This window comes from Elusimicrobiota bacterium (genome assembly GCA_041660925.1).
Lineage (GTDB): Bacteria > Elusimicrobiota > Elusimicrobia > UBA1565 > UBA1565 > JBAZUV01.
On sequence record JBAZVI010000003.1, the window covers coordinates 324,700 to 346,221 of the forward strand.

The following is a 21,522-nucleotide window of genomic DNA, read 5'->3' on the forward strand; positions in this document are numbered from 1 at the left end:
CCTAACGGAATTCGGAGCGGATCGCTTCCGTCGAGAGGAGCCGGATGGCCCAGACGGTGAAGGCGAGGAAGGCGGCCGCGACCGCGACGAGCACGGCCAGATCCACGCGGGAGACGGGGAAGATCCAGAAGGAGAGCAGGGCGGAGACGCAGACGTAGAGGTTCCAGCCGTTCCAGAGCACGAGCAGGATGATGAAGACGTTGCGGGCCCACTCCCGCCGTCGGACGAGCTTGAAGGCCGCGAACAGCGTCAGGACCGAGACCAGGCGGTAGACCCAGACGAGCGCCGCGTTCTCCGTCCACCCCGCCCCCGTCGTCAGCGCGTAAAGCGAAAGCCCCCCGGTCACCCACCCCATGAGGTCCACCGCCCAGTCCCGCTTCCCCGCCGGCCCGCCCGCGTCACCCGTACCCATGCCGACAATCTTAGCATGCGGCGTTTATAAAAGAACTTCCTTGTTCCCCTATCCGTCGGCTACGCGCAGGTCGTTCTCCACTCGCGTTGTCCCTGCGGCGCTAAGGCCCGCCGCAGGGGCGGCGCGCCGGTAGCGACTGCTCGCGCCGCCTACTGGGAACAGTGCGACGGGGCTGGAACCTGGCTCCGATAGGGGATACCTTCGACTCGACTTCAAGGTCGGCCGCGTTTATCGGGGTGGACTCGACGAGGGGATGGCGGAAGGCGAGAGGAGGATGGCGGGGTTTCCTCTGCGACGAGGCCCCCCACCCTGCCCTCCCCGCGGGGGAGGACAGTGGGGAAGGGTATGTGGCGCGCGCAGTAGCGGAAGGAAGTCGAGGACAGGGGAAGAGGTCTGCCTCCCCGGCACCCATGGGAGGGGGCCCCCCGGCTTGGGGGAACCGCAGGTTCCAGGGGTCTGGGTGCAGGGAGGCAGACCTCTTCCCCTGTCCGGGCGTGTGCCGGGGAGCGCGTGCCTATTTCCCTTTGGGGAACTGCGTGAAGCGGAAGTGGAAGGAGCCGAGCAGGTCCCAGCCGCCGCGGAACTTCAGGTAGGCCAGGTCGAAGTTCAGCCGCAGGAAGCGGCCGAGCTTGAAGTTGATCAGGTAGGGGTTCAGCACCATGCCGTTGGGTTTGACGAGCTCGAATCCGATCGGATAGCTCGGGTTGACCATGTACAGCGCGCTCGCGAAGAACGTGCTCTTCGAGGTCGCCGATTGGTTCGGGTGCCCGTTGAAGTTCAGCGACTCCTTCGCGAAGAACTCCGAGAGCGAGGCCGTCATGTCGCCCGCGCTGCCCTGCATGTAGCCCAGGCTCGTGCGCACGTTGTAGACCTTCTTCGAGGCCACCATGTAGGCGCCCGCCATCTGCTTCGAGCTCTTCTCCGTCGGCTTGACGGTGACGTTGAAGGAGGACTGGTACGAGGGCTGCGGCGCGTCGCGGAAGGCGAAGATGCCCATCGCGCCCGCCGCCACCGCCGGGCGGTACTGCCCTTCCGTCTGCACCTGCATCTTCCCGTCGATGCAGACGAACCACTGCCCGATGCGGTCGATGTAGTTGGTCTTGCGCGTCGAGTAGTCGTTCTTCCCGTAGAGGCGGCCGATGTAATAGAGGGTGTTGACGTCGAGGCCGAGCCCCGGCCGGTTCTCGCGGCCGAGCCCGCGGTAGGCCGTCGGCGTGAAGACGACGCCGCTGACGCTCACCGGCGGACCCTGCTTGGCGGCGGTCTTCCCCTGCGCTCCCCCCGCCTGCTGGGTCTGCGGCGTCTGGGCCGCCTCGGTCGCCCCCGCCTTGAGGCCCGGGAGGATGAGCGGCTTCTCCTCGATGGTGTAGACGATGCGCACCATCATCGTGGAGACCGAGATCCCGTTGTAGTTCTCCGGGACCGGCATGTTCGGCTGCGCGTAGAGGTCTGCGCGGGCGGAGAGCACTCCGGGCAGGGTCTGGATCTCTCGCACGTCGCCGGTGACGTCGGAGGGCGTGTAGAGGACGCCGCGGCGGGCGCGGATCCGGTTCTGGAGCGCGTACTCGCTCACGTTCACGTAGCCCGTGAATCGGGTCTCGCCCACGACCCAGGGGCCGCGGTCGCCGGGCAGGAGGATCCCGGTGTACGGGGTCGACGAGATCACGACGGCATCGACGGTGGAGGCGGCGACGCCGAAACCGGGCAGACTGAGCTGCGCGCAGGCCGGGGTCGCGGCGAGAAGGGCGAAGAGCGCGAGGAGGAGCTTCATGCCAGAGCGGGGAACGCGAGGGCCAGCGCGCAGAGCGAGAGGTTCGCGAGGACGCCCGCGGCGAGGTCGTCGATCGTCACGCCGAGGCCTCCCGGGAGCGCGTCGAGGCGGCGCAGGGGGCCGGGCTTGGACGCGTCGAAGACGCGGAAGAGGAGGAAAGCCGCGAGCATCGGGGCGAAGGCGCGCGGGTGTCCGTACGCCGCGAACCAGAAGCCGACCGTCTCGTCGAAGATGATGCGCGGATCGTCGTGTCCTCCCAGGACGCTCTCGGCGCGGCCGCAGACGAAGACCGCGGCGCCGGCCGCGGCGGCGAGGGCCGCCGCTCCGCTCCAGCCGTCCGAGGGCAGCAGCCCGACCAGGGCCCATCCGAGCGCCGTTCCTACGAGCCCCCCGCCGGTCCAGCGCGGCGGCAGACCCAGACGGGAGAGCGGCGTCCGTCGGAGAAGCCAGCCGGGAATATAACTTAAATGGACGCCGGTCGCAATCTCGAGGCAGAGTCGGTCGATCACGGCCGCTCGCCCGGGCCTTCCCAGGAGCGGCGCAGCAGGGCGCGCGCCCGATAGATGTAGAGGGCGCCGCTTCCCCAGCTGGCGGCGAGACAGAGCACGACCAGGTGGCCCGAGAGTCCGAGCAGGCGGGTGTCCACTGGGATGCCGTTGGCGGCCGCGGCGAGCAGCGCGAGCAGGAAGAGCACGCAGACGCTCTGCGCGAGCATGCTCCACTTCCCGGCCGTGCCGGCCTTGATCACCTTGCCGGAGACCGCCGCGAGCGCGCGCAGGGTCCCGACGATGAGCTCGCGGGCGATGATGAGGAAGACCGCCCAGTCCGGGACGTCGATCTGCGGGACGCGCAGGAAGGCGACGAGCGCGCCGATGACGAGCACCTTGTCGGCCAGGGGGTCGGCGAGCGCGCCGAAATCGCTCGTCTGTCCGGTGCGCCGCGCGATCCAGCCGTCGACGGCGTCGGTGAGCATCGCGAGCAGGTAGAGGATGAGCGCCGCGAGGAGCAGCGCGGGGCGGCGGGACCAGAGGCAGCCGAACGCCACCGGGGCCGTCGCCAGCCGGGCGAGCGTCAGCTTGTTGGGGAGGGTCACCGGGCGACGAGGTAGCTCCCGTCGCTGTCCTTCGGGAAGGAGGTGAGCTGGACGGTGGCTCCGTCGAGGAGCACGCGCAGGTCCTTCGGCTCGGCCGCGCGCAGGGCGAAGGCCTTCTTCCCCTTCCACTCGGGGCGCGCCGAGGCGGGCAGGCGACCCTCGAAGCGCAGCGCGCCGTCGACGGCGAGGCGGATCCAGGTCTCCTTGCGCGAGACGACCCGCAGCGTCATGTCCACGGGCGGCAGGACGGGGGCCACCGCGGCCGGCGGCGGCGGCGGGAGGTTCGCCGCGGGGGCGGCGGCCTCGCGGCCGCGGGTCACGAGCCAGAGCACCCCTCCGGCGGCGAACAGGCCGACGATGAGGAGGACGGGGATGAGCGTGGGGTCGCTGAGCGGGAGCGTCATGCGCGAGGACGAGTCCTTGTCCTTCGCGGCCGGCTTCGGGGTGTCGGCCTTCTCGCGGCGGACGGGCGCCGGGGCGGGCTGGGCGGTCTGTCCGCTGAGCTCGGCCCAGAGCGGCTCGAAGTCGAGCTCGAGGTACTCGCAGTAGCACTTGAGGAAGCCGCGCAGGTAGACGGGCGCCGCGAAGGCGTGCGTGTCGTTGTTCTCGAGCGCTTCGATGAGGCGCTTGGGGACGCGGGTGTGCTGGTGCACGGTCTCGTGCGTGAGGCCGCGGAGCTGGCGCTTCTTGCGCAGCACGGCTCCGACGTCGATCTTCTGGGGCTGCTCGGGGGCGTTTTCGGTCATTGGAGTTTGGGGGGCTTGAAGTTCCTGAAGACCTCGGCCCCTGCCGGGGGCTCGAAGCGGAAGGATTCCTCGCGGACCGGCGCGTTATAGCGGATCCGGTCGAGGGCGGTGCGCACGGAAAGGGAGCCGACCAGGAGCTCGGTCGTCTCCGGGAAGAGGGTCTCGGGGGAGAGGGTCAGCTTGAGGCGGAAGTCCGTCCCCCCCTTCTCCTTGGGCTTGAGCGTGAGCGTCGCGCGGGCGGAGGAGGTGTCGAGCGCGGCGTCGTAGGTCTCGAGCATGCGCGCGTAGTCGCCGAAGCGCATGAGGCTGGAGACGGTCGGGTCGGCCTTCTTCCAGTCCTCGAGGCTCGACTGGATGACCTGGTTCTGCGAGCGCCGGTGGACCCATAGGTCCTTCCCGTCGGTGACCGCGGTCTGGAGCTCGGGGCGCTTGTGCTCGATGCGGATGCGCTCGGGCTTGAGGTAGTCGACGGTCCCCTCGGAGACGGAGTTCGTCCGCGTCTCGGGGACGTCGACGGTCTGCGTGAAGGAGGCGGAGAGGGAGCGGAGCTCGCGGTCGTAGAGCCGGAAGTGCTCGAGCACCGCGGGAAGCGTCAGCGGGGCGCTCGAGCTCCAGGCGAAGACCGCCGCCGCGGCGGTCGAGGAATAGGCGTCGGCCGCGGCCGGCGCCGCGGCCGGCGCGGGCTTCCCGACGGGCTTCGTCTTCGCGGTCTTCGCGGCGGAGGCCGACGCCGGAAGAGCGGCCAGCGCGAGGCACAGCAGGGCACCGTAGGGTTTCACGAGCGCTATTGTACACAAAAGGAGATGACGCGCGCTCCCGCGGGCCCGGGTGGGGTGTTGCGGCGGCTCGGTATTTTTTACAATACAGGGGTCGAAGCCGCGGACAGGAGACCCCATGGGCCAGAACATCGTCGAGAAGATCCTTCACGCGCACCTGCGCGAGGGCGAGTACATCCCCGGAAAAGAGATCGGCATCCGCATCGACCAGACCCTCACCCAGGACGCCACGGGCACGATGGCGTACCTGCAGTTCGAAGCGCTGGGGCTCTCCGAGATCAAGACCGACCTCTCCGTCTCCTACGTCGACCACAACACCGTGCAGGTCGGCTTCGAGAACGCCGACGACCACCGCTACCTTCAGTCGGTCGCCGCCCGCTTCGGCATCGTCTATTCCCGCGCCGGCAACGGCATCTGTCATCAGGTCCACCTCGAACGCTTCGGGAAGCCCGGGACGACCCTGCTCGGCTCCGACAGCCACACCCCGACGGGCGGCGGCATCGGCCAGCTCGCGATCGGGGCCGGCGGGCTCGACGTCGCCGTGGCCATGGGCGGCGGGAACTTCTACCTCCAGGCGCCCAAGGTCTGCCTCGTGAGGCTCACCGGGAAGCTCAAGGACTGGGTCTCCAGCAAGGACGTCGTCCTCAGGATGCTGGAGCTCCTCGGCACCAAGGGCAACGTGGGCGTGATGCTCGAGTACGGCGGGCCCGGGGTCGGGACGCTCTCCGTGCCGGAGCGCGCGACGATCACGAACATGGGCGCCGAGATGGGCGTGACGACCTCGGTCTTCCCCTCCGACGAGACGACCCGCCGCTTCCTCGCCGCCCAGGGGCGCGAGAAGGACTTCGTCCCCCTGGCCGCCGACGCCGACGCGAAGTACGAGCGGGTCCTCGAGCTCGACCTCTCCGCCGTGGAGCCGCTCGCGGCCGCGCCGCACAGCCCCGGCAACATCAAGAAGGTCCGCGACCTCAAGGGCATGAAGGTCCATCAGGTCTGCATCGGCTCCTGCACGAACTCCTCCTTCAAGGACATGATGACGGCCGCCGCCATCCTCAAGGGAAAGACGGTCCATCCGGACGTGAGCCTCGCCATCGCGCCCGGCTCCCGGCAGGTGCTCATGATGCTGGCTCAGAACGGCGCCCTCCACGACCTCATCGGCGCCGGCGCACGCATCATGGAGAACGCCTGCGGCTTCTGCATCGGCAACCACTACTCCCCCAACAGCGGCGGCGTCTCCGTGCGCACCTCCAACCGCAACTTCGAGGGCCGCAGCGGCACGCAGGACGCCCAGGTCTACCTCGCCGGCCCCGAGGTCGCGGCCGTCGCCGCTCTGCGCGGGGAGTTCGTCGACCCGCGCGACGCCGGGCTCCACTATCCGCGCGTCGCCGAGCCCGAGCGCTTCCTCATCGACGACACGATGTTCGTCTTCCCGGCCCGCAAGGGAGCCCCGGTCTCCATCGAGCGCGGCCCGAACATCGGCGAGCCGCCGAAGAACGACCGCCTCCCCGACGCGCTCGCCGGCGAGGCGCTCGTCAAGGTCGGCGACAAGATCACCACCGACCACATCATGCCGGCCGGCGCGCGGCTCAAGTACCGCTCGAACGTGCCCAAGTACGCGCAGTTCGTCTTCGAGAACGTCGACAAGACCTTCTCCGCGCGCAGCCTCGAGGCGAAGAAGGCCGGCCGCCACGCGGTCATCGTCGCCGGCGAGTCGTACGGGCAGGGCTCGAGCCGCGAGCACGCGGCGATGTGCCCGATGTATCTCGGCGTGAAGGCCGTCGTCGCGAAGTCCTTCGAGCGCATCCACTCGGCGAACCTCGTGAACTTCGGCATCGTCCCGCTCGTCTTCGCCGACCCCGCGGACTACGACAAGGTCCAGGCCGGCGACCGTCTGCGCGCGGACGGCCTGCGCCAGGCGCTGGAGGAGGGCCGCCCCGTGAAGCTCAAGAACGAGCGCACGGGCGAGGTCCTGGAGTGCCGCTACAGCCTTTCCGACCGCCAGAGGCGCATCGTCGCCGCCGGCGGTCTGCTGAACTACACGACGGGGGCCTGAGAGGCCCCCCTCACCCCCGGCACCCCCTCTCCCGCACGGCGGGCGAGGGGGCGAGGGCGAGAAGCTAAGGAGAGAGAGCCATGGCAAAAGTCGAGAAGATCAGGGTCAAGACTCCGCTGGTGGAGATGGACGGCGACGAGATGACGCGCATCATCTGGCAGATGATCAAGGACAAGCTGATCCACCCCTGGCTCAGCATCGATCTGAAGTACTACGACCTCGGCGTCGAGCATCGCGACGAGACGGACGACAAGGTCACCGTCCTCTGCGCCGAGGCCATCAAGAAGTACGGCGTCGGCGTCAAATGCGCCACCATCACTCCCGACACCGACCGGGTCAAGGAGTACAAGCTCAAGAAAGCCTGGCCCTCGCCCAACGGCACCATCCGCAGCATCCTCGACGGCACCGTGTTCCGCAAGCCGATCATGTGCTCCAACATCGTCCCGGCGGTGCGCAGCTGGTCGAAGCCCATCATCATCGGCCGCCACGCCTACGGCGACCTCTACAAGTCCGCCGACTGCCAGGTGAAGGGCCCGGGGCTCGCCGAGCTCGTCTTCACCCCCTCCGGAAGCGGCAAGCCCACCCGCATCCCCATCCACGACTTCAAGGGGCCCGGGATCCTGATGGGCATGCACAACACCGAGAAGTCCATCGCCTCCTTCGCGCGCGCCTGCATCAACTACGCGATCTCGGAGAGGGTGCCGCTGTGGTTCGCCTCCAAGGACACCATCAGCAAGCGCTACCACGCCTTCTTCAAGGAGGTCTTCCAGGACGAGGTCAAGAAGCGTCACGCCGACCTCGAGAAGGCCGGCGTCGAGTACCGCTACCTCCTCATCGACGACGCCGTCGCGCAGATCATGAAGCACGAGGGCGGGATCCTCTGGGCCTGCAAGAACTACGACGGCGACGTCATGAGCGACATGGTCGCCGCCGGCTTCGGGTCGCTCGGCATGATGACCTCCGTGCTCGTCTCCCCCGACGGGAAGTTCGAGTACGAGGCCGCCCACGGGACGGTGCGCCGCCACTACTACGAGCACAAGAAGGGCAATCCGACGAGCACGAACTCCGTGGCGTCCATCTTCGCCTGGACCGGCGCCCTGCGCAAGCGCGGCGAGCTCGACAAGACGCCCCAGGTCGTCGACTTCGCGGACTCCCTGGAGAAGGCGGTCATCGGCTGCATCGAGGACGGCATCGTGACCAAGGACCTCATGAAGCTGGTCACCCCGACCCCGAAGAGCCACGAGACCACCGAGGGCTTCATCGACAAGGTCGCCCAGCGTCTGCGCCTGAACCTCGAGAAGAGCGCGCTGCCGGCGGCGTTCCAGCCGCTCGCGGTGAACTGAGAGGAACGACCATGGCCCAGCGCGGCATCCGGGAATACGACGGCAAGCGCATGCTGTTCACGGCGCTCTCCGAGCGCTTCCCCTCCTTCGAGGACCGGGCGCGGAAGCTCGCGCTCGTGACGCCCGAGACGAAGGAGAGCGAGCTGCTCGCCGAGCACCCGTGGCTGAAGAAGGAGAAGCTGGTGGTCAAGCCGGACCAGCTCTTCGGCAAGCGCGGCAAGCACGGGCTCGTCTGCCTGAACGCCGACTGGAAGGCCGCCTGGGCCTGGATCCGCGCGCGCATGCAGAAGAGCGCGACGGTGGGCAAGACCGAAGGGACGCTCACGCACTTCCTCATCGAGCCCTTCACCCCCCACGCCGACGACGAAGAGTACTACGTCGCCTTCAAGGCGGAGAAGGAGCACGACGTCGTGTACTTCTCGACGAAGGGCGGCATCTACGTCGAGGAGCACTGGGACAAGGTCCTCGAGACCCGCGTCCCGGTGCTCGAGGAGCCGGGGAGCTTCACGATGAAGCTCCCCGTCGCGGCGAAGCGCCAGGAGGCGACGCTCGAGCTCCTGCGCGGGCTGCACCGCCTCTTCGCCGAGGGGCACTTCACCTATCTGGAGATCAATCCCTTCACCTTCGCAGGAGACGAGCCCGTCCCGCTCGACCTCGTCGCGAAGGTCGACGACACCGGGGCCTTCGAGTGCCGCAAGCTGTGGGCCGGCCTCGAGTTCCCCGCCGCCTTCGGCAGCTCCTCGCGGCCCGAGGAGGCCTTCATCAAGAGTCTCGACGAGAAGAGCGGCTCCTCGCTGAAGCTCACGATCCTCAACCCCGAGGGCCGGGTCTGGCTCATGGTGGCCGGCGGCGGAGCCTCCGTCATCTACACCGACACCGTCTGCGACCTCGGCGCCTCGAAGGCGCTGGCCAACTACGGCGAATATTCGGGCAACCCGACCACCGACGAGACCTGCCACTACGCGCGCACCATCCTCGACCTCATGACCCGCAAGAAGGACGCGAAGGGCAAGGTCCTCCTCATCGGCGGCGGCATCGCGAACTTCACCGATGTGGCCAAGACCTTCACCGGCATCATCAAGGCCCTCGAGGAGTACAAGGCGAAGCTCGTCGAGCACAAGGTCCGCATCTACGTGCGGCGCGGCGGCCCCAACTACAAGGAGGGCCTCGAGCGCATGCGCCGGCTCGGGACCACGCTGGGCGTGCCCATCGAGGTCTACGGCCCGGAGACGCACATGACGAAGATCGTCTCGATGGCGCTGAAGGGGTGACGACGATGAAGAAACACGACGACGCGGAACTCTTCACCCCGGACACCCGGGCGATCGTCTACGGCAACCAGACGGCCGCCATCGTGCGCATGCTCGACTTCGACTACGCCTGCGGACGCAGGACGCCGTCCGTCGCGGCGATCGTGGATCCGGGCAAGGACGGCTGGCACAAGGCCTTCTTCGGCCGCACCGAGATCCTCATCCCCGTCCACCGCTCCGTCGCCGAGGCGGCGGCGGCGCACCCGAAGGCCGACGTCCTGGTCAACTTCGCCTCCTTCCGCAGCGCCTTCGCGACGACGATGGAGGCCCTCGCGGCCCCCACGATCCGGACCGTCGCCGTCATCGCCGAAGGGGTGCCGGAGCGGCGCGCGCGCATCCTGGCGGCCACCGCGAAGAAGCTGGGCAAGTGGGTCATCGGCCCGGCCACCGTCGGCGGCATCAAGGCCGGCTGCTTCAAGATCGGCAACGCCGCGGGCACCTACGAGAACATCGTCGAGTCGAAGCTCCACCGCCCCGGCAGCGTGGGCTTCGTGTCGAAGTCCGGCGGCCTCTCCAACGAGTGCTACAACATCATCGCCCGCGCGAGCGACGGCCTCTACGAGGGCGTCGCCATCGGCGGAGACGCCTGGCCGGGCTCCTCGCTCCTCGACCACATCCTCCGCTACGAGCGCATCCCCGAGGTGAAGATCATCGCCGCCCTGGGCGAGCTCGGCGGCACCGGCGAGCTCGAGATCGTGGAGGCGCTCAAGAAGGGCCGCATCCGCAAGCCGCTCGTCATCTGGGTGACCGGGACCTGCTCGAAGATGTTCCCGGCCGGCGTCCAGTTCGGCCACGCCGGCGCGAAGGCCGGCTCGCAGCTCGAGACCGCCGACGCGAAGAACGAGGCGCTGCGCAAGGCGGGGGCCGTGGTCCCGAAGAGCTTCGACGACTACGCCGAGGAGCTGGGGAGGGTCTACGCGGACCTCGTCCGCCGCAGGAAGCTGAAGCCCGCCGAGGACGTTCCCGCTCCCGCTCTGCCCTTGGACTACGCGCAGGCGCTCAAGGAGGGACGCATCCGCAAGCCGACCGTCTTCATCAACACCATCTCCAACGACCGCAAGGAGGAGCTGGAGTACAACGGCCTCCCCATCACGAAGGTCATCGGCGACGACCTCGGCGTCGGAGGGGTCATCGGACTGCTCTGGTTCAAGAAGACCCTCCCCCCCTACGCGCGCAAGTTCATCGAGCTCGCGATGATGCTCACCGCCGACCACGGCCCGGCCGTCTCCGGGGCGCACAACGCCATCGTGGCCGCGCGCGCGGGCAAGGACGTCATCAGCGCGCTCGTCTCGGGACTGCTCACCATCGGCCCGCGCTTCGGCGGGGCCATCGACGACGCGGCGCGCGTGTTCAAGAAGGCGCACGACGCGGGGCTCACCCCCGAGCGCTTCCTGCGCGAGATGAAGGAGCGAAACGAGAACATCCCCGGCATCGGGCACCGGGTGAAGAGCCTCGAGAACCCGGACATGCGCGTGACCCTGCTCAAGGACTTCTGCCGCAAGAACTTCAAGAAGACCGAGCTGCTCGACTACGCGCTCGAGGTGGAGAAGCTGACGACGCTCAAGCGCTCGAACCTCATCCTCAACGTGGACGGCTGCATCGGCATCTGCTTCGTCGACCTGCTGCGCGGCAGCGGCGCCTTCACGAAGAAGGAGGCCGACGAGATCGTCGAGCTCGGCTGCCTCAACGCGCTCTTCGTGGTCAGCCGGTCGATCGGGCTCATCGGGCACGTCCTCGACCAGAAGCGCCTCAAGCAGCCGCTCTTCCGCGCGGCCTACGACGACATCGCCTATATGACCACGGAGGCCTGAAAAGGCCTCCGCGGCTACCCTATTCCCTCCCTCTCGAGGGAGGGGTGCAAGGATAAGAGGGAGCATGAAAAGAGCCGCCCTTCTCGTCGTTCTCCTCTGCGCCGCCTCCGCGCATTCCGAGGATCTCTCCTGGCAGCCCGTCCACATCAAGAAATCCTATGGACGCTGCGGCGACTATCCGTGCGTGCGCGCGGAGCTCGCCTACCCGCTCTTCGAGGCGGGCGCCTCGAGCGAGGCCCTCAACGCGGTCAACGGCGCGGTGCGCGGGCTGCTCGGACGCTCGATCATCGAAGGGCAGGACGACCTCTCCTTCGAGGCCTGGATGAACGACCTCCTGGCCCAGTACATGAAGCTCCGCCGCGCCCGCCCCGAGCTGCCGGGCAACTGGTGGCTCCAGCGCGAGTCGACGGTCCTCTCGACGGCGCCGGTCCTCTCGCTCTCCTGCGAGGAATCCGCGTACACGGGCGGCGCGCACCCGAGCGTGGTCCGCAAGTACCTGGTCTTCGATCCGCCGAGCGGCCGCCGCCTCTTCCTCGAGGACCTCCTGCGCCGCGGGGCGCTCGCGAAGCTCATGAAGGCCGCGGAGCGGCGCCTGCGGATCCTGCGCAAGGTCCCCGAGGGAGAGCTCTCCGCGGCCGGCTTCCTCTTCAAGGACGGGCGCTTCGCCCTCCCCGGGGAGTTCGCGCTCGCGGACGAAGGCCTGCGCTTGCGCTATGACGCCGGGAGCGTCCTCCCCTACGCCCGCGGCGCCATCGACCTCGTCGTGCCCTTCTCGGACCTCAAAGGCGTCCTGAAGCGCGAATACCTCCCCAAATAGACGCACAAAAGTCGAGGGGCCGGCCCACGGCGGGCCGGCCCCTCGGCTTTTGTGGGGTTAAATCCCGGGTTTATCTAAACGGACTTGCGGGTAGTTGGTCCGGATGTAGTCTTCGATCATGTCGAAGTGGATGTCCCAGCGGTTGGAGCCCTCGGGCTTGAAGATGAAGCCCTTCACCTCGAGGAGGCTCAGGAGGTTCGTGGCCCGCGCCGAGGAGCCGAACTGCGACTTGAGCAGGTCCTGGCTCACGCGCCGGCGCTCGAGCACGAGCTTGAGGGCCTGGGTGAACTCGAGGGGCTCGACGTTGAACTTGGAGAGGTCGGCCTCCCCCACACCGCCCGCCGCCTCCGGCGTCGGGTAGTCGGGCTCGCCCTTCGACTTGAGGTCGGAGACGAGCGCGGCGATCTCCTGGCTCGAGACGAAGCAGCCCTGGATGCGCGAGGGGTCCTGGCCGGGGCACATGTAGAGCATGTCCCCGCGGCCGAGGAGCGACTCGGCGCCCTTGGTGTCGAGGATGACCTTGCTGTCGACCATCGTCGCCACGCGCAGCGCGCAGCGCGAGGGCAGGTTGGCCTTGATGACCCCGGTGATGACGTCGACGGAGGGGCGCTGGGTGGCGATGACGACGTGGATGCCGACCGCGCGGGCCATCTGGGTGAGGCGCTGGATGGAGTCCTCGACGGCGTCGCGGGTCTGGTTCATCAGGTCGGCGAGCTCGTCGATGACGACGACGATGAGGAACTCGGGCGGCTCCCCCCGCCGCGCCGCCTCCTCGTTGTAGGAGGCCAGGTCGCGCGCGCGGTACTCCTGGAGCTTCTCGTAGCGCTTCTCCATGACGTGGACGAGGGCCTTCAGCGAACTCGAGGCCTCTTTGGGGCTCGTCACGACGCGCACGTCCTTGGGAGCGACCTTGGGGTCGTAGAGGTGCGGGATGCCCTCGTAGAGCGAGAGCTCGACGCGCTTGGGGTCGATGAGCAGGAACTTGACCTCGTCGGGGCGGCGCCGGAACAGGATCGAGGCGATCAGCGAGTGGACGAGGACGCTCTTGCCCGCGTTCGTGGCTCCGGCGATGAGGATGTGCGGCATCTTCTCGAGGTCGGCGGCGAGCGGGGCCCCGTCGGCGCTGAGGCCCAGCGCGAAGGCGAGCGCCGAGGGGTTCATCGCCAGCGCCGGGGACTCCATGACCTCGCGCAGGGTGACCGTCGCGGGGTTGCGGTTGGGGATCTCGATGCCGATGGCGGCTTTGCCCGGGATGGGGGCGATGAGGCGGATGCCGCGCGCCTTCATCGAGAGGGCGATGTCGTTGGCGCGCGAGACGATGGAGGCCACCGTCACGCCGGGGGCCGGGGCCACCTCGTAGCGCGTGATGACCGGTCCGGGGCTGATGCCCGCGACGCGGGCGTCGAGCTTGAAGTTGGCGAGCGTCTGGTCGAGCTGCGCGACGGCCTCGCGGATCTCGTCGTCGCTCGGGCGTCCCGTCGGTGCTCCCGCCTTCTTGGCCTTGAGCAGGTCGAGCGAGGGGAGCTTGAAGGTCCCGTCGCCGGAGCTGCGCGCCGGGCCGGGCTTGGGGAGCTTGACGGGCTTCTCGGAGGGCTTGGGCGCCTCGATGACCGGCGGCAGGGGCGGCCGCGCGTCGTCGATGGAGACCTCGCGCTTCGGCGCGGCCTTCGCCTGCTCGGGGACCGGGGCCATCCCGGCGGGCGCCGGCGTCTTCGCGCGGGCCTTGGCCGACGCGAGCATCTCCTTGAGCTCGCGGCGGCTGCGCGTCCAGCCGCGGTAGTCCTCGACGGCGAGCTTCGCGGCGGAGGCCAGCAGGCGCCAGACGGAGATCCCGGTGAGGACCTGGAGGCCGAGCAGGGCCACGCCGAGGCAGAGCAGAAGGGTCACGGGGGCGCCGAAGCCGGAGTGCGCCGCGGCGGCGAGGACCGTCCCGAGCGCGCCGCCCCAGCCCTCGCGCTTGAGGAGGACGCCGGCCTCTCCGAGAAGCACCGAGGAGGAGACGACGAGCAGGGTCGAGGCGATGGCGAGGGTGATCAGCCCCGTCTCGAAGCGGACGCGCCAGAAGAGGGCGAGGATGAGGAGCGGCGGGAGCAGGGCCGCGGTATGGCCCAGGGCGCCCCGCAGGGCGTCATGGACGGCGAGGCCGGCGGTCCCGGCGGCGCCGGGGAAATAGACGGCGGCGGCGACGAGGAGGGTCCCCGCGACGGCGAGGATCCAGCGGACGGCTCCGGACAGGGCGGACCCTTCCTTCCTCCGTTTCTTCTTGTTGGCGGCGGATGCGTAATAGACGCGCATCCCGGGTCAGGCGGCGGTGGGGGCTGCGCTGCGTACGCGCTCGGCGACGAGGACGTAGCCCTCGGGGCGGAGCGCGACCTTCCTTTCCGCGAGCAGGCGGCCGAGGGCGAGATGCAGGACGGTGTGCGGGACCTTGAGCTCGATCTTGAGGTCCCAGGTCGTGCGGGGCTCCTTCAGGGCTTCGAGGGCCCGCGCGGAGACCTCGGCGACGGCCGCGGAGTACTCGGCCGCGTCCATCTCAGACGTTCTCCAGGACGAAGAGTTCGGCGCCCGCCTTGACGGGCTTGCCGTTCTCGAGGGCGATGCTCAGGATCTTGCCGCCCCGCTCGGCCTTGATGTCGTTGAACACCTTCATGGCTTCGATGAGGCAGAGCACGTCGCCCGCCCGCACGATGTCCCCTTCCTTGACGAAGGGAGGGCTCGAGGGCGAGGCCGCGCGGTAGAAGATGCCCATCATCGGAGACTTCACGACGAAAGCGTTGGCCGGCAGCGCCGCGGCCGGAGCCGGGGCGGACGCCCCGACGGCGGCATGAGCCGCCGTCGGGGTCATCGCCACGGGCACGGGAACGTGCGCCGTCGGACGGCCCTGGCGCACGAGGCGGACATGGTAGTCCTTGCGGTCGAGCTCGAGGGCCTCGAGGCCATGCTCGCGCATGAACCCGTAGATCTCCTGGAGCTCTCCCAGCACGCCGTCCGCGGCCGGGGCGGCCTCGGTCGGCTTGGTCTTCTTCACCATGTCCCCCTCCTTAAGCCGTCTTAAGCGTGCGAGCGCTCGCGGCCGCGTCCGCCGCCGCCGCGTCCGCCCCGTCCGCCGCGTCCGCCTTCACGGCCTTCGCGTCCCTCGGAGCGCGGCGCGGCCGCGTCTCCCTCGGAACCGGGGGAGATGACCGCCTTGCGCGACAGGCGGATCTTCCCCTCGCGGGTGACTTCGAGGACCTTCACTTCGACCTCGTCGCCTTCCTTAAGGACGTCGGTGACCTTGTTGACGCGGTTGACGTCGATCTGCGAGATGTGGAGCAGGCCCTCGCGTCCGGGCATGATCTCCACGAACGCGCCGAACTCCACGCAGGAGACGACGCGGCCCTTGTAGATCTTCCCGAGCTCGGGGTCCTTGAACATCGTGTCGATCTCGGCCTGCGCGCGGGCGACCGCGTCCGCATCCGTGCCGGACACGAACACGCCGCCGTCGTCCTCCACCTCGATGCCTACGCCGTACTCCTCGATCATGCGGCGGATGTTCTTTCCGCCGGGGCCGATCATCATGCCGATCTTGTCGACCGGGATCTGGAGGCGGATGAGGCGCGGCGCGTAAGGCGAGAGTTCCGGGCGGTGCTGCGGCAGCGCCGCAGCCATCGTCTTGAGGATCTCCAGGCGCCCGCGGCGGGCCTGTTCGAGCGCTTCCCGCATGATCGGAATGGTGACGCCGTCGATCTTGATGTCCATCTGGAGGGCGGTGATGCCCGCCTCCGTGCCGGCGACCTTGAAGTCCATGTCGCCGACGTGGTCCTCGAGACCGGCGATGTCGGTGAGGATCGCGTGCTTGCCGCCGTCCATGAAGAGGCCCATCGCGATGCCGGCGCAGGGCGCCTTGAGCGGCACGCCCGCGTCGAACATCGCCAGCGAGCCTCCGCAGATGGTCGCCATCGAGGACGACCCGTTCGACTCGAGGATGTCCGAGACGATGCGCAGGGTGTACGGGAACTTGTCGTCGGCCGGCAGCAGCGGCATCAGCGCGCGCTTGGCGAGCATGCCGTGCCCGATGTCGCGGCGGCTGGGTCCGCGCTCCGGCTTCACTTCTCCGACCGACCAGCCGGGGAAGTTGTAGTGGAGCATGAAGCGGTCCTTATATTCGCCCTCGAGCTCGTCCATGATCTGCATGTCCTCGGGGGTGCCGAGCGTGCAGGTCACGAGCGCCTGGGTCTCGCCGCGGGTGAACACGGTCGAGCCGTGGGTGCAGGGCAGCGCGGGGGCCAGGATCGTGATCGGACGGATCTCGTCGAGCCTCCGGCCGTCGGTGCGCCGGCGCTCGTGGACGATCATGCGGCGGCCTTCCTCGGCCTTGATCTCCTGGAGGACGTTCCCGATCACGACGGGGACGTCGGCCGCGGCGAAGACGGGGTCCGTCTTCCCCATCTGCGCGGCTTCCAGGACGAGGGCGTCGTGGACGACCTTGATGTTCTGCCCGAGCTCGAGCTTCTTCTTGAAGCCCGCGTGCAGGAAGTCCTTGAGCTTCTGCGTCGCGCTTGTGCGGACCCAGGTCTCGATCGGCGCCGGGAAGGAGACGACGTTGGGGGTGCGCTTGACGACCTTGCGCCCGGCCTTCTCGGTCTCGGCCACCAGCCGGAGCTGGAGGTCGCAGAGCTTGTCGATGGCCTGCTGCCCGAGCTCGAGGGCCTGGAGGACGGCGTCCTCGGGAACCTCTTTCGCTCCGGACTCGACCATCAGGATCGCGCCCTTCTTGCCGGCGACCACGATCTCGAGGTCGCACTCGGCGCGCTCTTCCATCGTCGGGAAGAGCACGAACTCGCCCTTGACGCGGGCGACGCGCACGCCGGCGACGGGGCCGCCGAAGGGCACGTCGGAGAGCATCAGCGCGGCCGAGCCGCCGAAGACGCTCAGCGGGCCCGGGTCGTTCTTGCAGTCGGAGGAGACGACGAGCGTGTAGATCATCGTCTCGAAGTTCCAGCCCTCGCCGACGAGCGGCCGGATCGGCCGGTCCGTCATGCGGGCGTAGAGCGTCTCCTTGTCGCGGGGCCGCGCCTCGCGCTTGAAGAACCCGCCGGGGATCTTGCCCGCGGCGTAGGTGCGCTCGCGGTATTCGACGGTGAGCGGCAGGAAGTTCACCGGCTTCGGGGTCGGGGCGGAGGTCGCCGTCGTGAGGATGACGGAGCCGCCGATGTGGACGGTCACGGAGCCGCCGGCCTGCTTGGCGAGCGTTCCCGTTTGGATAGAAATCTCCTTCCCGCCTATCGTCTCCGATAGGCAGATCTTCTGGATATTGGACATGGTCACTTCCTGATTTCGAGCTGCTTGAGCAGCTTGTTGTACTCGGGCAGGTTGGTCCGCTTGACGTAGTTCAGCAGGCGCCGGCGCTGGCCGACGAGCTTGAGCAGTCCGACCTGTGAGGCGTAGTCCTTTTTATTGGACTTGAGGTGGTCCGAGATCTGGCGGATCCGTTCGGTGATGAGCGCGATCTGCACGGACGACGTCCCGGTGTCCTTCGCATGCTTCTTGTACTTGGAGATGATCTCCGTTCGCTGTGTTTTGGTCATTGTCATAACGGGGTCATCTTATTACTTTCGGGAGCATCCTGTAAAGCCACCAGAGGGCGTTGGTCGTCGAGCGCTCGCGGACCTGCTCGCGCGAACCGGGGAAGAGGAAGCGCCGTACGAGGGTCCGGCCGGGCAGCGCGAGCCCGATGTAGACGAGGCCGACGGGCTTGCCCGGGGTCCCCCCCGTCGGGCCCGCGACCCCGGTGAGCGAGACGGCCGCGTCGGCCCCGAGGCGCGCGCGCGCGCCCTCCGCCATCGCCCGCGCGCAGGGCGCCGAAACGGCGCCGCTGCGGCGCAGGACCACGCGCGGGACGCCGAGCAGGGCCGTCTTCACGCGGTCGTCGTAGGCGACGACGGTCCCGAGATAGTAGGAAGAGGAGCCCGAGACCTCCGTGAGGCGCTTCGAAAGGAGTCCTCCCGTGCAGGATTCCGCGGCGCCCAGGCGCCAGCCGAGCGCGCGGAGCCGCTCGCCGAGCGCGGACTCGAGCGTCTCCGCGTCGCGCGCATAGTAGTAGGGACGCAGGCGCGCGAGGACGCGCCGCTCGAGGGCCTCCCTGCGCGCGAGCGCGCGCCGCGCGTCGGGCGCCGAGGCGGCGATGTGGAGCTCGACGAGCGAGGGCGCGGCGAGGATGGTGAACTCCGCCCAGGAGGGCGGGCGGCGCAGCAGGGCGCCGAGCTTCTCGTCCGCGGCCGATTCGGCGACGCCGCAGAAGCGCAGGATCGCGGTGCTGCGCGCGGCGCCTCGGCCGAAGCGGCGGCGCAGGGCCGGGAGCACCGCCTCCTCGAACATCGGCTTGAGCTCGGAGCCGGGGCCGGGGAGCAGCGCGATGGACGCTTTCGGGAGCTCGAGGAGCTGGCCCGGGGCGGAGCCCCGCTCGTTCGCGAGCGCGCGCGCGCCCGCGACCAGCCACGCCTGGCGGCGGTTGGCCGCGGGGACGCGCATGTGGAAGCGCAGGTACTTGCTCCGGATGCGGGCGTAGAGCTCCGGCCGGTAGACGAGGCGGCGGCCGAGCGCGGCCGCGACGCCCTCGCGCGTGAGGTCGTCGAAGGTCGGGCCGAGCCCTCCGCAGACGAGCACGGCCTCGGAGCGGGCGACGGCCGCGGCGACGGCGTCGCGGACGTCCTCGAGGCGGTCGGACACCGTCGCCTCCCAGCGCACGTCGAAGCCCGCGGCGCGCAGGCGCGTCGAGAGCCAGGAGGCGTGGGTGTTGACCTTCCCGGAGAGGAGCTCCGTGCCTACGCAGACGAGTGCGGCCCGCGGTCGTCCTTTCATGAGTCGCCATGATAACAAAAAACTGCTATCATGACTTTTCTACGTCATTCCCATAGATGCCGAAAGGATTCCTGCTGATCATCTCTGCGCCGTCCGGAGCGGGAAAGTCGACCGTCTGCCGGCGGCTGCGCCGGCGCGACCCTTCGCTCGGATATTCGGTCTCCTGCACGACGCGCGAGCCACGGCGCGGGGAGGTCGACGGACGGCACTACCGCTTCCTGCGCGTCGCCGAGTTCCGGCGGCTCCTGCGCAAGCGCGAGTTCCTCGAGTGGGCCAACGTGCACGGCAACTACTACGGCACGCCCCGCGGTCCCATCGACAAGGCGGTCGCGGCCGGCCGCGTCGTCCTCGCCGACATCGACGTGCAGGGGGCCGAGCAGGTGCGCCGCCGCCTGCGCGAGAACGTCGCCGTGTTCCTCTTCCCTCCCTCGTGGAGGACGCTCGAGCGGCGCCTGCTGCGCCGGCGCGACACCGACCGCGCGACCATCGAGCGGCGGATGCTCAACGCGCGCCGCGAGATGCGCGCCGCGCCGCGCTACGATTACTGGGTGGTCAACGACCGCCTGCCGGATGCCGTACGGCGGATCGAGTCCGTCATCGCCGCGGAACGGCTGCGCGCCGGACGCCGGAGCGCGCCGAACGGATTCTTGAAACGACGCTGAGGAGGATGAGGATGGAGAAGGATAAGGCCGAGAAGTCCGAAAAGTCCGAGAAGACGAAGAAGCCGGAGATGACCACCGCGATGGTGGCCCACAGCCTGGAGCAGCTGGTCCTGGACCGGCGCGACGGGAAGTACGAGATCGTCGCCCCGATCTCCTACTACGCGAAGGAACTCCGCAAGCTCGAGGAGCACCGTCATCTCACGCAGACCGACCTGCTCGAGCGCGCGATGCACGACGTGCTCGCCGGCAAGGTCTCGATGAAGGACCTCGAGAAGCGCATGCGGGAGTGCCCGCACGAAGTGCCCTCCTCCGACCCCAACGAGAAGCCGCGCCGCGAGAAGAGGGAAAGCAAGGGCGACTGACCGCGGCGAGGCATGGCGCAGGTCCGCCTCTCCGCGCTCGTCCGCGAGCTCCGTGCGCGCGTCGAAGTCCTCGAGGACTCCGACTGGTCGCCGGCCGTCCCGCCGTCTTCCGCGGCGGGACGGCCGGCGTCTGTTTCTTCGACGGCGGCGCCCGCCGCCGTCGCGTCTGCGTCGACGGCGGCTGATCCCGGCGTCGAACACCGATTCGCGCTCCTGCGCGAATCGGTGCTTGCGTGCAGGAAGTGCCCGCTCGGCGCCCAGCGCCTGAACCCCGCCTTCGGAGTCGGCGACGTCCATGCCCGCGTGCTGTTCGTGGGAGAAGGCCCCGGCTTCGAAGAGGACCGCCGCGGCGAGCCCTTCGTCGGGAAGGCCGGACAGCTCCTCGACCGCATCCTGGCCGCGATCGGGCTCTCCCGGGAGACCGTCTACATCGCCAACGTCGTGAAGTGTCATCCGATGGCGGACCCTTCCGACCCCTCCAAGCGCGGCAACGACCGACCGCCCTCTCCCGAGGAGACGGAGGCCTGCCGCGGCTATCTCGAGGAACAGATCCGCCTCATCCGCCCGCGCGCGATGGTCGCCCTCGGGGCCTCCGCCGCGAAGGCGCTGCTGCGCACGACCGACGGGATCACGCGTCTGCGAGGGACCTGGCGCGAGTACCGCCTCCCCGAGGGCGGCGAGAGCATCCCGGTCATGCCGACCTACCACCCCGCCGCGCTGCTGCGCGACGAGTCTCTCAAGCGCGACGCCTGGGAAGACATGAAGGCCCTCAAGAAGCTCCTGGAGGCCGCGCCATGATGCCCCGGATGTCGTCGAAGAGCTCCTCCGCGCGCGTCCGCGCGGCCGTGACGGAGCTCGAGCAGTTCCTCGGCCAGCGGCTGAAGCCGCGCCTGAAGAACGGCGTCGATGAGTTCGGCCGCCTGCTCCGCCGCGACCTCCTCTCGGGCAAGGGCCTGCTCAAGTACGACGCGGACAGCCCGCTCTCCTACGTCGCCGCGATGCTCTCGAACCGGGCCGTCGCCGCGGTCATGCCGAGCTCCAAGTACATCGTCAACCGCGTCCTGCGCTCGCTCGCCGAGGTCTCCCCGCGCGTCGTCGTCGAGTACGGGCCGGCCGAGGGCGTGATGACCCGGCGCATCCTCGACCTCATGCCGAAGGACGGCCGCCTCTTCTGCGTCGAGCTCAACGAGCCCTTCGTCCGCGCGCTCGTGCAGAAGGTCCGCGACCCCCGCCTCGTCGCCGTGCACGGCGACGTCCTTCAGATCGACCGCATCCTCCGCGCGCACGGCATCGAGCAGGCCGACGCGATCGTCTCGGGGATTCCCTTCAGCTTCCTCTCCCCCCGCGAACGTCACGAGCTCGCCGCGAAGACGCGCGCGCTCCTGCGGCCCGGAGGGCGCTTCATCGCCTACCAGTGCACGACCCACCTCTTCCCGGTGCTCAAGACCCACTTCCGCCGCTTCGAGACCGAGCTCGAGCTGCGCAACCTCCCGCCGCACTTCGTGTTCACGGCGTACCGGTAGGCC

The 21,522-nt window shown here is 69.1% G+C and carries 21 protein-coding genes; 9 read left to right on the forward strand and 12 right to left on the reverse strand.

The window, feature by feature from the left end; translation table 11 throughout:
• Position 1 precedes the first annotated feature (1 nt).
• The 6 genes from WC969_06555 to WC969_06580 form a co-directional block, all read right to left on the reverse strand.
• Positions 2 to 412, reverse strand: a complete 411-nt coding sequence (locus WC969_06555) for a hypothetical protein (GenBank protein MFA6029493.1) — start codon at positions 410 to 412, stop codon at positions 2 to 4.
• 514 nt (positions 413 to 926) lie between these two features.
• On the reverse strand, positions 927 to 2,183 hold the full coding sequence (locus WC969_06560) for a hypothetical protein (GenBank protein ID MFA6029494.1): 1,257 nt from the start codon (positions 2,181 to 2,183) through the stop codon (positions 927 to 929).
• Positions 2,180 to 2,692 (reverse strand): phosphatidylglycerophosphatase A, encoded by a 513-nt coding sequence (locus tag WC969_06565; protein ID MFA6029495.1) that lies wholly within the window; start codon positions 2,690 to 2,692, stop codon positions 2,180 to 2,182. The genes WC969_06560 and WC969_06565 overlap by 4 nt, the downstream gene beginning before the upstream one ends.
• Positions 2,689 to 3,276 carry a CDP-alcohol phosphatidyltransferase family protein gene (locus WC969_06570; protein MFA6029496.1) on the reverse strand — a complete coding sequence of 196 codons (588 nt, stop codon included), beginning with the start codon at positions 3,274 to 3,276 and terminating at the stop codon, positions 2,689 to 2,691. Before WC969_06570 ends, WC969_06565 begins: the two co-directional genes overlap by 4 nt.
• Positions 3,273 to 4,022 carry a helix-turn-helix domain-containing protein gene (locus WC969_06575; protein ID MFA6029497.1) on the reverse strand — a complete coding sequence of 250 codons (750 nt, stop codon included), beginning with the start codon at positions 4,020 to 4,022 and terminating at the stop codon, positions 3,273 to 3,275. The genes WC969_06570 and WC969_06575 overlap by 4 nt, the downstream gene beginning before the upstream one ends.
• Positions 4,019 to 4,801 carry an outer membrane lipoprotein carrier protein LolA gene (locus WC969_06580; GenBank protein ID MFA6029498.1) on the reverse strand — a complete coding sequence of 261 codons (783 nt, stop codon included), beginning with the start codon at positions 4,799 to 4,801 and terminating at the stop codon, positions 4,019 to 4,021. The genes WC969_06575 and WC969_06580 overlap by 4 nt, the downstream gene beginning before the upstream one ends.
• Before the next feature lie 115 nt (positions 4,802 to 4,916).
• Here WC969_06580 and WC969_06585 point away from each other — a divergent pair, with 115 nt between their 5' ends.
• The 5 genes from WC969_06585 to WC969_06605 all read left to right on the forward strand — a co-directional run bounded on the left by WC969_06585 (position 4,917) and on the right by WC969_06605 (position 12,132).
• Positions 4,917 to 6,851, forward strand: a complete 1,935-nt coding sequence (locus WC969_06585) for an aconitate hydratase (protein MFA6029499.1) — start codon at positions 4,917 to 4,919, stop codon at positions 6,849 to 6,851.
• Between the two features lie 80 nt (positions 6,852 to 6,931).
• Positions 6,932 to 8,194, forward strand: a complete 1,263-nt coding sequence (locus tag WC969_06590; protein MFA6029500.1) for an NADP-dependent isocitrate dehydrogenase — start codon at positions 6,932 to 6,934, stop codon at positions 8,192 to 8,194.
• An 11-nt stretch (positions 8,195 to 8,205) separates the two neighbouring features.
• The gene (locus WC969_06595) at positions 8,206 to 9,465 is read left to right on the forward strand and encodes an ATP citrate lyase citrate-binding domain-containing protein (protein MFA6029501.1); all 1,260 of its coding nucleotides are present in this window, start codon (positions 8,206 to 8,208) and stop codon (positions 9,463 to 9,465) included.
• Between the two features lie 5 nt (positions 9,466 to 9,470).
• The gene (locus WC969_06600; protein ID MFA6029502.1) at positions 9,471 to 11,315 is read left to right on the forward strand and encodes a citrate/2-methylcitrate synthase; all 1,845 of its coding nucleotides are present in this window, start codon (positions 9,471 to 9,473) and stop codon (positions 11,313 to 11,315) included.
• A gap of 64 nt (positions 11,316 to 11,379) precedes the next feature.
• Complete coding sequence (locus WC969_06605; GenBank protein MFA6029503.1) at positions 11,380 to 12,132, forward strand: DUF3298 domain-containing protein; 753 nt, start codon at positions 11,380 to 11,382, stop codon at positions 12,130 to 12,132.
• A gap of 57 nt (positions 12,133 to 12,189) precedes the next feature.
• Here WC969_06605 and WC969_06610 read toward each other — a convergent pair whose 3' ends face one another.
• From WC969_06610 to WC969_06635, 6 genes are read right to left on the reverse strand one after another with little or no spacing between them, the layout of a single operon-like run.
• On the reverse strand, positions 12,190 to 14,427 hold the full coding sequence (locus tag WC969_06610; GenBank protein ID MFA6029504.1) for a DNA translocase FtsK: 2,238 nt from the start codon (positions 14,425 to 14,427) through the stop codon (positions 12,190 to 12,192).
• Positions 14,428 to 14,433: 6 nt separating this feature from the next.
• Positions 14,434 to 14,664 (reverse strand): hypothetical protein, encoded by a 231-nt coding sequence (locus WC969_06615; protein MFA6029505.1) that lies wholly within the window; start codon positions 14,662 to 14,664, stop codon positions 14,434 to 14,436.
• Position 14,665: 1 nt separating this feature from the next.
• A complete protein-coding gene (gene accB, locus WC969_06620) occupies positions 14,666 to 15,163 on the reverse strand; it encodes an acetyl-CoA carboxylase biotin carboxyl carrier protein (protein ID MFA6029506.1) in 498 nt (165 codons plus the stop codon).
• A 20-nt stretch (positions 15,164 to 15,183) separates the two neighbouring features.
• On the reverse strand, positions 15,184 to 17,433 hold the full coding sequence (pnp, locus tag WC969_06625; GenBank protein MFA6029507.1) for a polyribonucleotide nucleotidyltransferase: 2,250 nt from the start codon (positions 17,431 to 17,433) through the stop codon (positions 15,184 to 15,186).
• A 2-nt stretch (positions 17,434 to 17,435) separates the two neighbouring features.
• The gene (rpsO, locus tag WC969_06630) at positions 17,436 to 17,699 is read right to left on the reverse strand and encodes a 30S ribosomal protein S15 (GenBank protein ID MFA6029508.1); all 264 of its coding nucleotides are present in this window, start codon (positions 17,697 to 17,699) and stop codon (positions 17,436 to 17,438) included.
• Between the two features lie 13 nt (positions 17,700 to 17,712).
• Positions 17,713 to 18,972, reverse strand: a complete 1,260-nt coding sequence (locus tag WC969_06635) for a competence/damage-inducible protein A (GenBank protein ID MFA6029509.1) — start codon at positions 18,970 to 18,972, stop codon at positions 17,713 to 17,715.
• A 56-nt stretch (positions 18,973 to 19,028) separates the two neighbouring features.
• On the opposite strand from WC969_06635, the gene gmk reads away from it, so the two are divergent.
• The 4 genes from gmk to WC969_06655 are packed head-to-tail and all read left to right on the forward strand — an operon-like array spanning position 19,029 to position 21,519.
• On the forward strand, positions 19,029 to 19,634 hold the full coding sequence (gmk, locus tag WC969_06640) for a guanylate kinase (GenBank protein ID MFA6029510.1): 606 nt from the start codon (positions 19,029 to 19,031) through the stop codon (positions 19,632 to 19,634).
• Positions 19,635 to 19,645: 11 nt separating this feature from the next.
• Complete coding sequence (locus tag WC969_06645; protein MFA6029511.1) at positions 19,646 to 19,996, forward strand: hypothetical protein; 351 nt, start codon at positions 19,646 to 19,648, stop codon at positions 19,994 to 19,996.
• A 12-nt stretch (positions 19,997 to 20,008) separates the two neighbouring features.
• Entirely contained in the window at positions 20,009 to 20,794 is a 786-nt protein-coding gene (locus tag WC969_06650; GenBank protein ID MFA6029512.1) for a uracil-DNA glycosylase, read from the forward strand.
• Positions 20,791 to 21,519, forward strand: a complete 729-nt coding sequence (locus WC969_06655; GenBank protein ID MFA6029513.1) for a methyltransferase domain-containing protein — start codon at positions 20,791 to 20,793, stop codon at positions 21,517 to 21,519. The genes WC969_06650 and WC969_06655 overlap by 4 nt, the downstream gene beginning before the upstream one ends.
• Positions 21,520 to 21,522 lie beyond the last annotated feature (3 nt).

Bases quoted from the DNA above. Each gene is read 5' to 3' on its own strand.
- WC969_06635 (MFA6029509.1), bottom strand. From the start codon at position 18,972: ATGAAAGGACGACCGCGGGCCGCACTCGTCTGCGTAGGCACGGAGCTC.
- WC969_06610 (MFA6029504.1), bottom strand. From the start codon at position 14,427: ATGCGCGTCTATTACGCATCCGCCGCCAACAAGAAGAAACGGAGGAAG.
- WC969_06650 (MFA6029512.1), top strand. From the start codon at position 20,009: ATGGCGCAGGTCCGCCTCTCCGCGCTCGTCCGCGAGCTCCGTGCGCGC.
- rpsO (MFA6029508.1), bottom strand. From the start codon at position 17,699: ATGACCAAAACACAGCGAACGGAGATCATCTCCAAGTACAAGAAGCAT.
- WC969_06560 (MFA6029494.1), bottom strand. From the start codon at position 2,183: ATGAAGCTCCTCCTCGCGCTCTTCGCCCTTCTCGCCGCGACCCCGGCC.
- WC969_06605 (MFA6029503.1), top strand. From the start codon at position 11,380: ATGAAAAGAGCCGCCCTTCTCGTCGTTCTCCTCTGCGCCGCCTCCGCG.
- WC969_06615 (MFA6029505.1), bottom strand. From the start codon at position 14,664: ATGGACGCGGCCGAGTACTCCGCGGCCGTCGCCGAGGTCTCCGCGCGG.
- WC969_06595 (MFA6029501.1), top strand. From the start codon at position 8,206: ATGGCCCAGCGCGGCATCCGGGAATACGACGGCAAGCGCATGCTGTTC.
- WC969_06585 (MFA6029499.1), top strand. From the start codon at position 4,917: ATGGGCCAGAACATCGTCGAGAAGATCCTTCACGCGCACCTGCGCGAG.
- WC969_06645 (MFA6029511.1), top strand. From the start codon at position 19,646: ATGGAGAAGGATAAGGCCGAGAAGTCCGAAAAGTCCGAGAAGACGAAG.
- pnp (MFA6029507.1), bottom strand. From the start codon at position 17,433: ATGTCCAATATCCAGAAGATCTGCCTATCGGAGACGATAGGCGGGAAG.
- accB (MFA6029506.1), bottom strand. From the start codon at position 15,163: ATGGTGAAGAAGACCAAGCCGACCGAGGCCGCCCCGGCCGCGGACGGC.
- WC969_06655 (MFA6029513.1), top strand. From the start codon at position 20,791: ATGATGCCCCGGATGTCGTCGAAGAGCTCCTCCGCGCGCGTCCGCGCG.
- WC969_06555 (MFA6029493.1), bottom strand. From the start codon at position 412: ATGGGTACGGGTGACGCGGGCGGGCCGGCGGGGAAGCGGGACTGGGCG.
- WC969_06600 (MFA6029502.1), top strand. From the start codon at position 9,471: ATGAAGAAACACGACGACGCGGAACTCTTCACCCCGGACACCCGGGCG.
- WC969_06590 (MFA6029500.1), top strand. From the start codon at position 6,932: ATGGCAAAAGTCGAGAAGATCAGGGTCAAGACTCCGCTGGTGGAGATG.
- gmk (MFA6029510.1), top strand. From the start codon at position 19,029: ATGCCGAAAGGATTCCTGCTGATCATCTCTGCGCCGTCCGGAGCGGGA.
- WC969_06575 (MFA6029497.1), bottom strand. From the start codon at position 4,022: ATGACCGAAAACGCCCCCGAGCAGCCCCAGAAGATCGACGTCGGAGCC.